The following is a 14,585-nucleotide window of genomic DNA, read 5'->3' as shown; positions in this document are numbered from 1 at the left end:
CAAAGCCCGATTTGCAGCAACTTCGGCGCCTCGTGATCTACGGTCGTTTCATGCCGGAAAGACGCGTCGACGAGAGTGCTGTCGTCGCACGTGCAGCGGAGATCATCGGCGCCCTCGACGGCAAGCTGGGCGACATCACGCAGTCGATCCAGAAAATCCTGCTCAGCGAGATCTCCGAGCTCAGCGAGGATGCGCAACTGCTCGAGTTGCAGGCGCACACCGTCGCCGCCAATGTCGAAACCGTCTTCGCCTCGATTCGTCACCGGATCCCGATCGAGGACGTCGCACCGCCGACGGAGGCGCTCGAGCATGCGCGGCGGATGGCGCAGCGCGGGGTGTCCGCAAATGCGGTGGTGCGCGCCTACCGGCTGGGGCACCAGGAAGTGCTGAACTTCGTGCTCGACGAGATCGCGTCGTCCGGCCTGGATCCGCGTTGGAGCCTGGACGTTTTCAAGTACTTCCAGACGGTGTCGTTCGGCTACATCGACTGGATCTCGCAGCAGGTTCTCACCACTTACCAGCGCGAGTACGACCGGTGGGTGGAGAACCGGAACAGCATGCGGGCCCAACGGGTTCGCGCCATTCTCACCGCGGCCAGCGGTGACGTCGACGAGCTCACCGAGGAAATCCGCTACCCGCTGCAGCGCGTGCACCTGGCGCTGGCACTGTGGTACCCGGACGACAACGGCGGCGACGAGCTCGTGCGCATGGAGCGTTTCGCAAACCATCTCGCCACGTCGCTGGATACCCATGAGCCGCCGCTGGTCCTGTCGGTCGACCACCTCACCGCCTGGGTCTGGCTGCCGCTGTCGGCACACGGCGCCGAGGACGCGGCGGAGCGGATCCGTGAATTCGCGGCGGCGCAACAGGATTCGCCGTGGATCGCGATGGGCAACCCATTACCGGGCATCGAGGGCTTCCGGCGTTCGCACGAACAAGCGGTCGACGCCCGCGCGGTGGCGGTGGTGTCGGGATCGGTGGACCGCCGCATCACCGCGGCGAGCGACCCGGGGCTGCCCGTCGCGACGCTGCTCGGTGACAACGTCGGATCGGTCGGCGCGTGGGTGGCCGAAATCCTGGGCCCGTTGGCGAGTGACACCGAAAACGACGAACGGCTTCGCGAGACGTTGCGCGTGTTCCTGCGGACCGGGTCGAGTTTCAAAGCGGCCGCCGACGAAATGCACCTGCATTCGAATTCGATCAAATACCGGGTGAACCGCGCGATCAGTCGCCGGGGCACGCCCATTGTCGACGATCGGATCGAGGTCGAGGTCGCATTGCTGCTGTGCCACTGGTTCGGGCAAGCAGTTCTGAACTGACAATTCGTCACGGCGGGGCATTTGTGGACCGCCGACAACGCGCGCCCAGGGTGCCGCGCGAACTTTGGCTGTTTGCGACGTAGTTCGCTTGCGCTGCCGTCAGTAGTTTTTGGATCAACGCGAAACGCATGTCAGCGAGCCCGTCCTTTGGATAATTACTCGCACACTCTGACGGAGGCGAATTATGGGCGACGATCCAAAATCCGACAAAGCGCACGACGCGCTGCCCTCCGACGATCGCGGTCAACAACCGAGCGGTAATCCCTTGGGGGCCATAGTCGATCCGCTCACCAAGCTGGGTATCGACACCGCGCGGGACATCGCGGCCGCCGTGCAATCGACCCGCGCTGCCGCGGGCGACCTGTTGAAGGTCGTCAACCTGCTGAGCCGGTTACCCGGACGCGAGACGCGTCCAGAGCCGGTGGCGATCTCGCCGGCGCCGGCAGTGGCCGACGCCGACGACGATATTGACGCCGATGACGAAAATGCCGGTGCCCCAACCACTGTGCTGCCCGTCGTGGCGCCGGACCCGTCGCCTATCGAAGGCCAGGGAATCTTCGGCGGCCTGAAGCGCGCCGCCGAGTCGGCGCTGAATCCGGCGGCCGTCCTCGGCGCCGCCGTCACACCCGTACGTCGCGTGATCGGCGGTGCCGACAACCCTGGCAAGAAAAAGGCCGACCACCACGACGCTGACAAGAAATCCGCCAAGCAAGACAGCGACGCCGATCTGCGCCACTGGGGTGACGAACTGATTGCCAAGTCGCAGAAGCCGACCCGTAAACAGGCGCACCGGCATCCGGCATTCGGACACATTCTCGACGAACTTGCGCCCGACGAAGTTCGGATGCTGCGGTTCTTGGCCGTTGCCGGCGTCCAGCCCGCCATCGACATCCGGACGAAGACGATGTTCCAGGTCGGCTCGGAGCGGCTCGTCAGGGGTGTGAACATGATCGCGGACATGGCCGGTTGCAGCTGGCCGGAGGCCGATCAACGCTATCTCGCGAATCTGAATCGTCTTGGCCTGGTGCGTTTTTCGTCTGAACCCGTGGCCGACTACCGGCGTTATGCGCTGCTCGAAGTGCAACCGCGAGCACTCGAGGTGACGGAGTCGACACCCAAGACGATCAGCGTGTACCGCAGCATCTACCTGTCGGAATTCGGCGAGCAGTTCTGCGAGGTCTGCATCGACACCGACGGCTACAACGCCGGCGGCTGGGCCACCGACGAGCGCGGCGACAAGATCATCGGGAAAGGCCCGCCTGACCCTGCCGCGCATAAGCACCAGCACTGACCCCGACCCCGACAAGCCCAGGGACATTCAATGACAACGCTCGCTGCCGGGCCCTTTCTTGATTGGGAGGAGCTCACCGGACAATCGAAATTCATCGTCGACATCATCAGCGTGCCGATCTTCAGCATGATCGCCGGTTTGATAACCAACTGGACCGGCGTGATCATGTTGTTCGCGCCGGTGCGGTTCACCGGGTTCTACGTGCCGGGCCTGAAACGGATATTTCCCTTTCTGCCGCGCAAGGTTCAGATTCTGCCGACCTTCGCGCCCAACGGAATTCTGGGTTTCCAGGGATTCATTCCGTGTCGCGCCGAGAAGATGGCCAGCCTGATCGTCGACACGTCCATCGCCCGGATCGGCAAGATCTCGGACTTCTATGAACAACTCAATCCCGACAAACTCGCCAAAGCGATCGCGGTGGCCGCCAGACCGGATATCGGCCGGTTGACCACCGAGATCATCGAGGCCCGGCATCCGCAGATGTGGCGGTCGCTTCCGCAGCCGTTGAAGGACGAGGTGCTGCAGACGGTCGACGCCGAGTTGCCGACCATTTCCAAGCGCGCCTTCGCCAAGATCGGCGAGAACATCGACCAGCTGCTCAACGTCAAGCTGATGACCGTCAACTTCCTGCGCCGTAATCCAGAAGTGTTGCGGGACATCATCAAAGGCATGGCGGTGCCCGAACTGCGGTTCATGGTGCGCATCGGCGCGCTGGGCTTCCCGTTCGGCATCCTGCTGGCGCTGTGGCTGTCGCTGATCTATTACTCCAGCGACGAGGCCAAGGAACACGGTGGCTTCTTCATCCACCTGCCGGGATTCGTCGACTCGATCCTGCACTTCCTGCCGACCTGGCTGTGGGTGCTGGGCGGTGCCGCGGTCATCGGCATCGTCGTCAACATCATCGCGATCAAGGTGGTGTTCGAGCCGGGGGAGCCGCAGCCGCGCTACAAATACCTTTGGAAGCAAGGGCTTTTCGCGAAGCGCCAGCATCAGGCGGCGCACGAACTCGCCACGATGCTGTCGCTGCAAGTTCTGACGGTCAAGAACTTCGCGCACGAACTGCTCAACGGAGCCAGTGCTGACAAGACCCGGGCGCTCATCCAGTCCGCGGTCGGGGAAGAGGCCGAGCGCATCCTGGGGCCGTACCTGGTCGTGGCCCGCAACTCCTTCGGCGTCGTCGACGTCGAGGGGCTGCAGCGCGGCGCCGGTGACAAGCTGGTCGACTTCGCCCCGAGCGTCCTCTACGACCCCGGGTTCAACAAAACCCAGGCCAAGAAGATCGAAACGTTCGCGACCGAGAAGTTCCGGGCGCTGCCGCCCGACCGGTTCGGCGAGATGCTGTACTCGGCGATCGAGCAGGATGCGTGGCTGCTGTACGCCCACGGCGGGCTGCTGGGCATCCTTGTCGGCGCCGTCCACATCCTCGTCTTCGGGGCCTGATCCCACGTGACCGAAAGGACCACAATGGCGCCCTATTCCAGGATCATCGTCGGCACCGACGGATCCGACGAGGCAACCGACGCCGTCACCGTCGCTGGTGTGGTGGCGGCTGCGCTCGGTGTCCCGGTCACCGTCGTGACCGCGTGGAAGCCCAGCGTCTCGGTGCCCGGAGGGCGCGAACAGCCGTGGGCGGATCTGACGGCCGAGGGCGCCGACGTCGATCTCACCGCGCTGGGAGTGACGGCGATCGAGAGGATTCCGGTGAAGGGCAGCGCGTTCGACGCACTGGTCGACGCCGCGGCGCAGTCCGACCGCTCGCTGATCGTGGTCGGTGCGGCAGGCCTCGGCCAGACTTCCAGCCGGTTGTGGGGGAGCACCTCGAACGAGCTGTCCCACCGCAGCCCTGTGGATGTGTTGTTCGTGCGCAAGGCGGTCGCGGCAGTGCAGACGATCGCCCTGGCCACCGACGGCTCCGACACCTCGGTGCGCGCGGTGCGTGCCGGGTATGACCTGGCGGCCGCCCTCGGCGTCCGGCCGGTCCTGGTCACTGTCGCCGGGGACACCGCCGCGGCCGAGGAGACGCTCAAGAATGTCGCAAGCCGACTGGGGGTCACTGGCTCGCTGGACCGGCAGGCGCTGCTCGGTGATCCGGCCGACGTGCTCGCGGCCGCCGAATATGACCTCGTCGTGATCGGAAACCGTGGCATGGCGGGCTTCGCCCGCGTCCTGGGCTCCACGGCCAACACCATCACCCATCGGGCGACGTCCAACCTGCTCCTGGTCAACACGGCGCCGGCTGCTGAGTAGGGGGCAGGTGCGCGGCACCGCGATTGCCGGACAAGTCGAGAGTTGGTGCACACCACCGCGAAACGCGACATCACCGGTGATATCGCTTGGCTACGGTGGTCGGAATGGCGACCTTGAATAAACCGCGTGAGTCCACGGTTAGACGTCTGTACGCACTGTCGATGAACGTATGCGCGTTCCCAGATTGTCAGACGCAACTAGTGACCATTGATACAAGAACGGTCATCGGGGAGGTCTGCCATATTCACGCGCAGAATGTCGGAGGGCCGCGGTACCTCGCGTCGCAGACGGATGAAGATCGGCATGGCTTCGACAATCTGGTCTTGATGTGCCGAAACTGCCACAAGGTCATAGACGCCGTCGAGAACGTCGCTAAGTATTCCGACGAGTGGCTGAGGGAAGTAAAACGCACTCACGAAGACCGGGCTCGCAAATCTGGAGAAATCCCGACGCCGCCCGACGTGATCACTGCGCTCTCATGGACTGTCGCCGTGTACCAGGCTGGCGCTACACACATGGACTTCCGCAACGCTGTGTTCAAGGTCGGAGGGGAGGGTGGGACCCTTGCCGGCCCTGGTGGACAGGGCGGCACCTTGACCATCGTTGGGATCGCCAGTTTGCCCTCGGACATCGAGCGCGAGATGAGGATCGATCTAGCCGGAGGGCCTGGTCAATATCCTGGGTCCGGCGGTGGAGGTGCTGGAGTACTGGCGTTCGAAGGACGACCGGCAACCGCGGACGACGTGGCAGCTGGTCTGACCGTTCCGTTGTTCTTCCCTGTGAACGCTGGTCAGTTAGCAGACGGGCTCCTTCATATTCTCGGCGCAGGCTGGGACCACATTTGGGTAACAGAAGTGCCATGCCGGGCCACGATTTCCGTGGCATATACCGTCGATTTTGGGCCAATCGCCGCGAACACACTGCTTCGCTTCGAGTTCGCGGTAAGCAACGAATCCGGTGCCGAGTGCGGGCGCGGTGCCGGAAATGTGGTTGTCCCTGACCCGCAAGGGGCTATCAATCGGAATTCCGGTGTCGCCATGGTTGGGTTCGATGTTGCGGCGCCAGGAATCTACGAGCTGTCGATATTGTCCGGTAATACACGGTTTTCCCGATATACCTTCGAAGTCAGGCTTCGGTAATCTCTTCCTGCGCGAATGCGCTTGGTAAGACCTGGACTCGGCAACCCACCAGCCGCCACGGCGTGATGGCATGCACTCTCAACGATTAGTCCTACCCATCATCGCCGATCACAAGACGACCGCCGGTACAGGCAGGTCCGCAGCATGCCGTTTCAGCCCACAGCGAGTTCGATCGATCCGGCACTGCCCCACCCTTGAGCGCTAGCACTCGCATGTATAGAGTGCTAGGTGGCACGCGGCCAACCGCGCTCCGGCACCCGCGACGACGGTGTGTGGTCAGGACGCTTGCCGAACAACCTGGCATCCGGGGATTGGCCCTGGATCGACACCCCAACCAAGTGGAGGGCTTCCATCGTGGCAGTCAACATCAAGCCACTCGAGGACAAGATCCTCGTTCAGGCCAACGAGGCCGAGACCACGACCGCTTCCGGTCTGGTCATCCCCGATACCGCCAAGGAAAAGCCGCAGGAAGGCACCGTCGTCGCAGTTGGCCCCGGCCGCTGGGATGAGGATGGCGAGAAGCGGATCCCCCTGGACGTTGCCGAGGGCGACACCGTCATCTACAGCAAGTACGGCGGCACCGAGATCAAGTACAACGGCGAGGAGTACCTGATCCTCTCGGCCCGCGACGTGCTGGCTGTCGTTTCCAAGTAAGCATTCGTGTCCCGCCCCGGAAATCCCCGTGTCCGCACGGGTGATGTCCGGGGCGGTATGCGTATCAGCGAAAGGCTCTAATGAGCAAGCTCATTGAATTCAACGAAGCTGCGCGCCGGGCCATGGAAGCCGGTGTCGACAAGCTCGCCGACGCAGTCCGCGTCACCATCGGCCCGCGCGGCCGGAACGTGGTGCTGGCCAAGGCCTTCGGTGGCCCGCAGGTCACCAACGACGGCGTCACCATCGCCCGCGACATCGACCTGGAAGACCCGTTCGAGAACCTGGGCGCCCAGCTGGTCAAGTCCGTCGCGACCAAGACCAACGACGTCGCCGGCGACGGCACCACCACCGCGACCGTGCTGGCCCAGGCCATCGTCAAGGCCGGCCTGCGCAACGTCGCTGCCGGCGCCAACCCGATCGCGCTCGGTGTGGGCATCTCGAGGGCCGCCGACGCGGTGTCCGAGGCCCTGCTGGCCGCGGCCAAGCCGGTGTCCGACAAGACCGCCATCGCCCAGGTCGCGACCGTTTCGTCGCGCGACGAACTGATCGGCGAGCTGGTCGGTGAGGCCATGACCCGCGTCGGTGCAGACGGCGTCGTCACCGTCGAGGAGTCCTCGACCCTGAACACCGAGCTCGAGGTCACCGAGGGCGTCGGCTTCGACAAGGGCTTCCTGTCGGCGTACTTCGTCACCGACTTCGACTCCCAGGAAGCCGTCCTCGAGGACGCGCTGGTGCTGCTGCACCGCGACAAGATCAGCTCGCTGCCCGACCTGCTGCCGCTGCTGGAGAAGGTCGCCCAGGCCGGCAAGCCGCTGCTGATCATCGCCGAGGACATCGAGGGCGAAGCGCTGTCGACCCTGGTCGTCAACGCCATCCGCAAGACCCTCAAGGCCGTCGCGGTCAAGGCGCCGTTCTTCGGTGACCGCCGCAAGGCGTTCCTCGAGGACCTCGCCGTCGTCACCGGTGGCCAGGTCGTCAACCCGGACGTGGGCCTGGTCCTGCGCGACGCCGGCCTGGACGTGCTGGGCACCGCCCGTCGCGTCGTGGTCACCAAGGACAGCACCGTGATCGTCGACGGTGGCGGCACCGCCGAGGCCATCGACGGCCGCAAGGCGCAGCTGCGCAGTGAGATCGAGGCCTCGGACTCGGATTGGGATCGCGAGAAGCTCGAAGAGCGCCTCGCCAAGCTGGCCGGCGGCGTGGCCGTCATCAAGGTCGGCGCTGCCACCGAGACCGACCTGAAGAAGCGCAAAGAAGCCGTCGAGGACGCCGTCGCCGCCGCCAAGGCCGCGGTGGAAGAGGGCATCGTCACCGGTGGTGGCGCCGCTCTGGTCCAGGCCCGTTCCGCACTGGACGGCCTGCGTGGCTCGCTGACCGGCGACGAGCTGATCGGCCTCGAGGTCTTCTCCTCGGCGCTGTCGGCCCCGCTGTACTGGATCGCGACCAACGCCGGCCTGGACGGTTCGGTCGTGGTGAACAAGGTGTCCGAGCTGCCCCTCGGGCAGGGCTTCAACGCCGCCACCTTGACCTACGGTGACCTGCTGGCCGACGGCATCGTCGACCCGGCCAAGGTGACCCGGTCCGCGGTGCTCAACGCCGCTTCGGTGGCCCGGATGATCCTGACGACCGAAACGGCCATCGTGGAGAAGCCGGCTGAGGAAGCCGATCACGGGCACGGCCACCACGGCCACGCCCACTAGGTAGTTCCAACGAAACGCCCCCGGTCCTGTTGGGCCGGGGGCGTTTTCGTGTTTCTGGTTAGAACGCTTGGTCGTAGAACCCGTTGGTGGTGTTGACGTTGTCGTGGTTGTCGACGCCGTAGTGCGGACCGATCGGGGTTCCGGTGGTCGCTTGAGCGGGAACGGCCAGGCCCAGGACGGCGGCGGTCATGCTCGATGCGATCAGGGTGGCAAAGCCGAACTTCTTCATTTCGAAACCCCTTCTTCGGTTGTTGTTGGTGCTCTGATGGTTTAAACCTGCTGTGTTGCAGGCACATTCCGGTCGGCAGGATTTGATCCACGGTTGGCAGAATTAACCCTGTCGTCGGTTGGCGGGCCGACTGTGAGGGGTATGCACGCGATCTTGCGAATTTCCGTGCACAGGGCTCACAGTCGGCGCGATGCTTACTTGGTAAGGAGGGCGCGGTGACCGAGACGACGCTTTCGCTCTACCGACGGCTGGGTGGCTACGACGTGATCGCCGCGATCATCGACGACATGTTCGCGGCGTTACGTGCTGACCCGGCATTTGCGCGTTTCGGATCGGGCCGCAGCACGGACTCCCACCTGCGGACCCGGCAGCTGCTCGTTGATCAGATGTGCGAGCTCGCCGGCGGACCGTGCCACTACATCGGGCGTGACATGTTGACCTCCCATGAGGGACTGGCGATCTCCGGCGCCGAATGGGACGCCAACATGAAGCATGCCGATGCCGCACTGATCAAGAACGGCGTAGCCGAGGCTGAAAGAGCCGAATTCCTGGCGCTTTTCGAGCGCTACCGCGGTGACATCGTCGAATAGCTGTGTGACCGGGGATTGATTGTTGGCGTGCGCTGACGCAATGTCGGCCTGAGAGCTCGCTTGAGGCTATATACGGTTAGCTGAGCGCTCAGGCCGACATTGTGATCGGGCTCAAGCAGAACTCAGGTCGGCAGGCCCGGGTCTCGGCTAGTTTCGCCGTGTGGACGCGCAAACGGTGCGGTGCTGGGTGCAGCAGCGGCATGCCCAGCTCCATATGCGCAAGTGGATGCTGGAGTTCGACGAGGAAGACTCCGAGCGGGAGTTCCGGGCGCACGACGACGCGAACGGGCTGCGGGCGGCCACCTTCGCCCAGGTGGTCGGCATCCTGTTCACTGCCGTGTACGCGGTGGTGGATCTCCTCGTTCTGCACGGGTTCGTCGCAGGTGCATTGATCGTCCGAGCGGCCACCATCGGCTTCTTCCTCTTGGGGATCGTGGTGATCCGCCGGGTGCGAATGGTCCAGGACCATCTGCAGGTCGGCACGGTCGCGTTGCTGACGATCGTCCAGGTGCTGCTGGGGCCGGTGCTGGCAAGTGTCGCGGATTTCCCGACCCAGTACTTGATGACCTCTGCCACCGTCACGCTCCTGGGCGCCGTCGGTCTGCTGCGGCTGCGCATGCACGCGGCGCTGGCGAACGCCGTGGTGTTCATCGCGGTGTGCCTGGCGCTGCCGAGTGTCCGGGGGAGCCTCGACGAGCTCGGCATGCTGGTGCCGCAGATCGCGGGACTAGCCGCCATCAGCATTCTGATCGCCTATGCGCTGGAGCGGCTGCGGCGTATCGACTTCCTCGGGCAGCGGGAAGTCGAGCAGGAGCGGGCCCGGACCGAGGAGATTCTGTACAACGTGCTGCCGGCCCCGATCGCCGACCGGCTGCGCGACGGCGCGCTGACCATCGCCGACTCGGCGCCGAGCGTCAGCGTGTTGTTCTCCGACATCGTCGGCTTCACCCCGGTGTCCGAGACGCTGACACCCGAGGCGCTGGTGCAGCTGTTGGACGCGATGTTCCGCGCGTTCGACGAGCTGTGCGACCGGCGGGGCATCGAGAAGATCAAGACCGTCGGTGACGCCTACATGGCCGTTGCGGGTCTGCCCAACCCCGATGAGGACCACGCCGCATCGATGGCCGAGTTGGCTCTCGACATGCAACGCACCGTCACCCGCCTGTCATCGAGCTGGCCGAGTCCGATCTCGATGCGGATCGGCATCTCGTCGGGCCCGGTGGTCGCGGGCGTGATCGGGCAGCGCAAGTTCATCTACGACCTGTGGGGCGACACCGTGAACACGGCGAGCCGCATGGAATCGAGTGGCCGCCCGCACCGGATCCAGGTGTCCGCCTCCACGCACGCGCTCCTCGCGCACCGCTACGAATTCAGTGACCCACAGGTGGTCGACGTCAAGGGCAAAGGACCCATGACGACGTACTTCCTGGAGGGCGCCCTACTTGACCGAGATGCCGCCGTCCACCGGCAGCGTGATTCCGGTGATGTACCGGCCTGACCGCCCGCAGAGGTACACCATCGCCTCGCTGACATCGGATGCGTCGATGAGCTCGACCGGCAACGGCGCCTGCAGTCCGGTTACGTCCTGGGGGTTCTCCGCGACCAGTTCTGCGAACCCCTCGTTGAGGATCATCGGGGTGGCCACTCCGGTCGGATGGACTGTGTTGACCCGAATGTTGTTCGCCGCCAATGAGGTTGCGTAGTACCGCATCAGGCCGACGACACCGTGCTTGCCGGCGTGGTAGCCCGCCATGCCGCGACTCTGGCTCGAGAGCGTCGGGCACAGACTGTTCAGGCCGGCCGTCGAGCTGGTGATCACGATGGCGCCGCCTTCGCCCTGGCTCAGCAGGTACGGCAGCGCGGCCTCGATCGTGTAGTAGACGCCGTTGAGCAGCACGGCGACGGAATCATCGAAGGCGGCCATCTCGTGCCGCTGCTCCCCGAAGGCCGGCAGGATGCCCGCGTTGGCGAGCACGAAATCCAGCCGGCCCAACTCGGCGACACCTTGGGCCACAACAGCTTTCAGTCGGTCGAAGTCGCGGACGTCCCCCTCCTCGGCGACGATTCGGCGGCCGGTCTTCTCGACGAGGTTGACGGTCTCGTCGAGGTCTTCGCGGGTCGACATCGGATAGCCGACGCTCGCGATCTGGTCGCACAGATCGACGGCGATGATGTCCGCGCCTTCCTCCGCGAAACGGACCGCGTGCGACCGGCCCTGGCCGCGCGCGGCGCCGGTGATGAATGCGACCTTGCCTTCGAATTGACCTGCCATGAGGGTCTCCGTCCGCCGGTGAATCGAGTATCGCGCCGTCGGCCGGGTCCTGGTCGGAAAATCGGTGTTAGCGTCCGACGATGACCGAACCGCTGCTGCGGCATGACCGCGACGACCGCGGCGTCGTCACGCTGACGCTGAACCGTCCGCAGGCCTTCAACGCGCTGTCCGAGGCGATGCTCACGCAATTGGGGGAGGCCTTCGCGGCACTCGCCAACGACGGGACGGTGCGGGCCGTCGTACTCGGCGCATCCGGCAAGGCGTTCTGCGCCGGGCACGACCTCAAGGAAATGCGCGCGGAGCCGTCACTGGAGTACTACCAGGATCTGTTCGCGCAGTGCACCGAGGTGATGCTCGCGATCCAGCGGTTACCGGTGCCGGTGATCGCCCGGGTGCAGGGTCTGGCGACCGCTGCCGGTTGCCAGCTCGTCGCCATGTGCGATCTCGCGGTGGCGAGCCACGACGCACGCTTCGCGGTCAGCGGCATCAACGTCGGATTGTTCTGCGCGACACCGGGAGTCGCGCTGTCGCGCAACATTCCGCAGAAGGCCGCGTTCGAGATGCTCGTGACCGGAGAATTCATCTCTGCGCAGGAGGCCAAGGTGTTGGGGCTGGTCAACAGGGTGGCGGCCCCGGAGGCACTCGACGACGAGGTCGAGGCCATCGTCGCGAGCATTGTCGCCAAGCCGGCCGTCGCGGTCGCGATGGGAAAGTCGTTGTTCTACCGCCAGATCGAGGTCGGCATCGAAGCCGCCTACGCGGACGCCGGAACGACGATGGCCTGCAACATGATGGATCCGAGCGCACTCGAGGGCGTGTTGGCCTTCATCGAGAAACGCCAACCCGGTAGTTGACGACTCGGCCGCCCGCGGCGCACTGTGATACAGGTCATATTTCTATCTGGACACATCGGGGGCAGAGAGGCGGCCGTTCGTGACCACGAAGGACAAGTACACGCAGGTGCCCACGCCCTACTCCTGGGACGTTCCGAGCGGCGGCGATGCGCGCTTCACCTGGGAATATGACGACGGCCGCGCGCGCCTGCTGTCCCTGTACCAAAAGGGCAAGGACAAGCAGTGGGACGCCCAGTCGCGGATCGACTGGTCGCAGGACGTCGATCCGATGAACCCGATCGGCCTGCCCGATGAGTTCCATCCGCTGTTCGGCAGCCCGATGTGGGACGCCGCCGACGAGAAGCGGCGCGCCGAGATGCGCCATCACTCCCAGGCCTGGCAGTTCTCGCAGTTCCTCCACGGCGAGCAGGGTGCGATGGTGTGTGCGGCCAAGATCGTCGAGGTGGTCCCGGACCTGGACGCGAAGTTCTACGCGGCGACCCAGACCATGGACGAGGCTCGGCACGTCGAGACGTTCTCGCGGTTCCTGCAGGAGAAGGTCGAACTGGTCTATCCGGTCAACAAGAGCCTGACCGCGCTGCTGGGGGACACCCTGCGCGACGCACGCTGGGACATGCCCTACCTCGGCATGCAGGTTCTCATCGAAGGTCTGGCACTTGCTGCCTTCGGGACACTGCGTGACTTGGCGGCTCCGGACTCGCTGGCCAAGCAGGTGCTCGCCTACGTCATGCAGGACGAGGCGCGGCACGTCGCTTTCGGCCGAATCTCGTTGAAGGACTACTACTCCGAGCTGACCGAAGCCGAGCGGGACGAGCGTGAAGAGTTCGTCGTGGACGCCTGCTATCTGATGCGTGACCGATTCCGTGGCGAGGAGGTTTTCGAGACCCTCGGCCTCGACGTCAAGGCGTGCGCCGAGTGGGTCGACACGTCGTCACCCATGATGAAGCAGTTCCGCGCGCACCTGTTCAGCCGCATCGTGCCGATCGTCAAGGACATCGGGTTGTGGGGTCCCAAGGTGCAGGGTGCGTTCGCGGACATGGGCGTCCTCGACATGGCGGGTCTCGATATCGAGGCGCTGATGAAGGCCGACGAGGATCAGGCCGAAGCGCTCGACAAGGCGCACGCCGAAATGGCCGTTCGCGCTGCGGAAGTCGACCACATCATCACGCAGGCGGCGAGTTAGGCCGGCCGCAGCGTCGTGGAGACGTGCACCGTCGACGTCAGCGTCCGGTGCACGGGGCAGCGTTCGGCGATGGACAGCAACTTCTCCCGTTGGTCATCGTCGAGGTCGCCGATCAGTTCGATCTCGCGGTCCATGTGGTCGATCATGCCCTGCTCGGTTTCGCAGTCAGCACAGTCCTTCGCGTGAATCTTCGCGTGCCGCAAGGAAACTCGCACCTGCTCCAGCGGCCAGCCCTTCTTGTTGGCATACATCCGCACCGTCATCGAGGTACACGCACCCAGGGCCGACAGCAGCAGGTCATAGGGTGACGGTCCCGCGTCGTCGCCGAACGGGCGGGGCTCGTCGGCGATCAACCGGTGCCCGCCGGCGATGATCTCCTGCGTGTAGGTCCCCGCGCCGCTCTCGGCCACGGTGACGGTGCCTTCGGGCGATGGTGTTGTCATGCCGACCAGGCTAACCGGGGACGTCGGACAGCGGTGCCAGGATCAGCCGGCAGGCCAGCTGAATTTCGTCCTCCGTCTCGTCGGCGGAGATTCGCCCGTTGAGGCTGGACTGCAGGATGCCGTGCCAGGTGTGCTGAACCAGCCGCATCAACGAAATATCTTGTGGCCCTGGATCATCCACCCCGCAGATGGTCAGCAACATGCTGCGGACCTGGCGGTCGATGTGCCCCACCTCAGCCACGGCCGTCGCATCGGCGGTGTTCAGCGAGTTGAGCATGGCGGCGGTCAGGTGCGGCTGACGCAGCATCGGGCGGGTGGCGCGCGACAGGACATCGAAGACGCGATCGGCGGCGGTTCCGGCCGGCACCTTCCGGCGACGGATGCCGTCCTGCATCCGGTCCACCCGGTCGGCCATGAGGCCGACGAACAGGTGGGTCTTGGAGGGGAAGTAGCGGTACAGGGTGCCCAGTGCGACCCCGGCCGCGCGCGCGACCTCGTTCATCTGGACCTGGTCGGCCGGCTTCTGTGCGGCCAGGGCTGCGGTGGCCTGCAGGATCGCGGCACGACGCTGCTGCTGCACGGCCGAGCTGGGCTCGGCGGCCGGGCGCGGTTCGGCGATTCTTGCCACGGGCAGCTCCTTTTTGGGTCTGGAACGAATTCTAGA

Annotated in this window: 15 protein-coding genes; 11 read left to right on the top strand and 4 right to left on the bottom strand. The window is 65.0% G+C overall.

All coding sequences use genetic code 11. The annotated features are described in order from the left end of the window. Nucleotides 1-50: 50 nt before the first annotated feature. From AC1U2B_RS14600 to groL, 7 genes are all read left to right on the top strand, one after another. Complete coding sequence (locus tag AC1U2B_RS14600) at nt 51-1,319, top strand: PucR family transcriptional regulator (RefSeq protein ID WP_480217363.1); 1,269 nt, start codon at nt 51-53, stop codon at nt 1,317-1,319. A gap of 445 nt (nt 1,320-1,764) precedes the next feature. Further along, a complete protein-coding gene (locus AC1U2B_RS14595; RefSeq protein WP_480217362.1) occupies nt 1,765-2,610 on the top strand; it encodes an Abi-alpha family protein in 846 nt (281 codons plus the stop codon). A gap of 30 nt (nt 2,611-2,640) precedes the next feature. Beyond that, on the top strand, nt 2,641-4,050 hold the full coding sequence (locus AC1U2B_RS14590; RefSeq protein WP_480217361.1) for a DUF445 domain-containing protein: 1,410 nt from the start codon (nt 2,641-2,643) through the stop codon (nt 4,048-4,050). Nucleotides 4,051-4,074: 24 nt separating this feature from the next. Next, nucleotides 4,075-4,857 carry a universal stress protein gene (locus AC1U2B_RS14585; RefSeq protein ID WP_480217360.1) on the top strand — a complete coding sequence of 261 codons (783 nt, stop codon included), beginning with the start codon at nt 4,075-4,077 and terminating at the stop codon, nt 4,855-4,857. 104 nt (nt 4,858-4,961) lie between these two features. Then, entirely contained in the window at nt 4,962-5,996 is a 1,035-nt protein-coding gene (locus tag AC1U2B_RS14580; protein WP_480217359.1) for an HNH endonuclease signature motif containing protein, read from the top strand. Between the two features lie 351 nt (nt 5,997-6,347). Continuing rightward, the gene (gene groES, locus AC1U2B_RS14575; RefSeq protein ID WP_029367666.1) at nt 6,348-6,650 is read left to right on the top strand and encodes a co-chaperone GroES; all 303 of its coding nucleotides are present in this window, start codon (nt 6,348-6,350) and stop codon (nt 6,648-6,650) included. 80 nt (nt 6,651-6,730) lie between these two features. Further along, entirely contained in the window at nt 6,731-8,350 is a 1,620-nt protein-coding gene (groL, locus tag AC1U2B_RS14570; protein WP_480217358.1) for a chaperonin GroEL, read from the top strand. A 58-nt stretch (nt 8,351-8,408) separates the two neighbouring features. On the opposite strand, the gene AC1U2B_RS14565 is transcribed toward groL, so the two are convergent. Then, the gene (locus AC1U2B_RS14565) at nt 8,409-8,579 is read right to left on the bottom strand and encodes a hypothetical protein (RefSeq protein WP_480217357.1); all 171 of its coding nucleotides are present in this window, start codon (nt 8,577-8,579) and stop codon (nt 8,409-8,411) included. A gap of 215 nt (nt 8,580-8,794) precedes the next feature. Between AC1U2B_RS14565 and AC1U2B_RS14560 the strand changes: the two genes are divergently transcribed. Together AC1U2B_RS14560 and AC1U2B_RS14555 are read left to right on the top strand one after the other, a co-directional pair. Further along, nucleotides 8,795-9,169 carry a group I truncated hemoglobin gene (locus AC1U2B_RS14560; protein WP_480217356.1) on the top strand — a complete coding sequence of 125 codons (375 nt, stop codon included), beginning with the start codon at nt 8,795-8,797 and terminating at the stop codon, nt 9,167-9,169. 160 nt (nt 9,170-9,329) lie between these two features. Then, a complete protein-coding gene (locus AC1U2B_RS14555; RefSeq protein ID WP_480217355.1) occupies nt 9,330-10,667 on the top strand; it encodes an adenylate/guanylate cyclase domain-containing protein in 1,338 nt (445 codons plus the stop codon). Here AC1U2B_RS14555 and AC1U2B_RS14550 read toward each other — a convergent pair. Further along, nucleotides 10,608-11,441: a mycofactocin-coupled SDR family oxidoreductase gene (locus AC1U2B_RS14550; protein ID WP_480217354.1), complete on the bottom strand. Its 834-nt coding sequence runs from the start codon at nt 11,439-11,441 to the stop codon at nt 10,608-10,610. The two genes, AC1U2B_RS14555 and AC1U2B_RS14550, sit on opposite strands and share 60 nt — an antisense overlap. Before the next feature lie 80 nt (nt 11,442-11,521). On the opposite strand from AC1U2B_RS14550, the gene AC1U2B_RS14545 reads away from it, so the two are divergent. Beyond that, a complete protein-coding gene (locus tag AC1U2B_RS14545; protein WP_480217353.1) occupies nt 11,522-12,295 on the top strand; it encodes an enoyl-CoA hydratase in 774 nt (257 codons plus the stop codon). A 79-nt stretch (nt 12,296-12,374) separates the two neighbouring features. Next, the gene (locus tag AC1U2B_RS14540; RefSeq protein ID WP_480217352.1) at nt 12,375-13,478 is read left to right on the top strand and encodes a ferritin-like domain-containing protein; all 1,104 of its coding nucleotides are present in this window, start codon (nt 12,375-12,377) and stop codon (nt 13,476-13,478) included. Here the strand turns inward: AC1U2B_RS14540 and AC1U2B_RS14535 are convergent. Next, a complete protein-coding gene (locus AC1U2B_RS14535) occupies nt 13,475-13,921 on the bottom strand; it encodes an OsmC family protein (RefSeq protein ID WP_480217351.1) in 447 nt (148 codons plus the stop codon). The two genes, AC1U2B_RS14540 and AC1U2B_RS14535, sit on opposite strands and share 4 nt — an antisense overlap. Nucleotides 13,922-13,931: 10 nt before the next feature. Continuing rightward, the gene (locus AC1U2B_RS14530) at nt 13,932-14,549 is read right to left on the bottom strand and encodes a TetR/AcrR family transcriptional regulator (RefSeq protein ID WP_480217350.1); all 618 of its coding nucleotides are present in this window, start codon (nt 14,547-14,549) and stop codon (nt 13,932-13,934) included. Nucleotides 14,550-14,585: the final 36 nt, after the last annotated feature.

This window comes from Mycolicibacterium sp. P4_G11 (assembly GCF_056555145.1).
The sequence above is the reverse complement of the archived record's forward strand: the minus strand, read 5'-3'. Positions and strand labels throughout refer to the sequence as shown.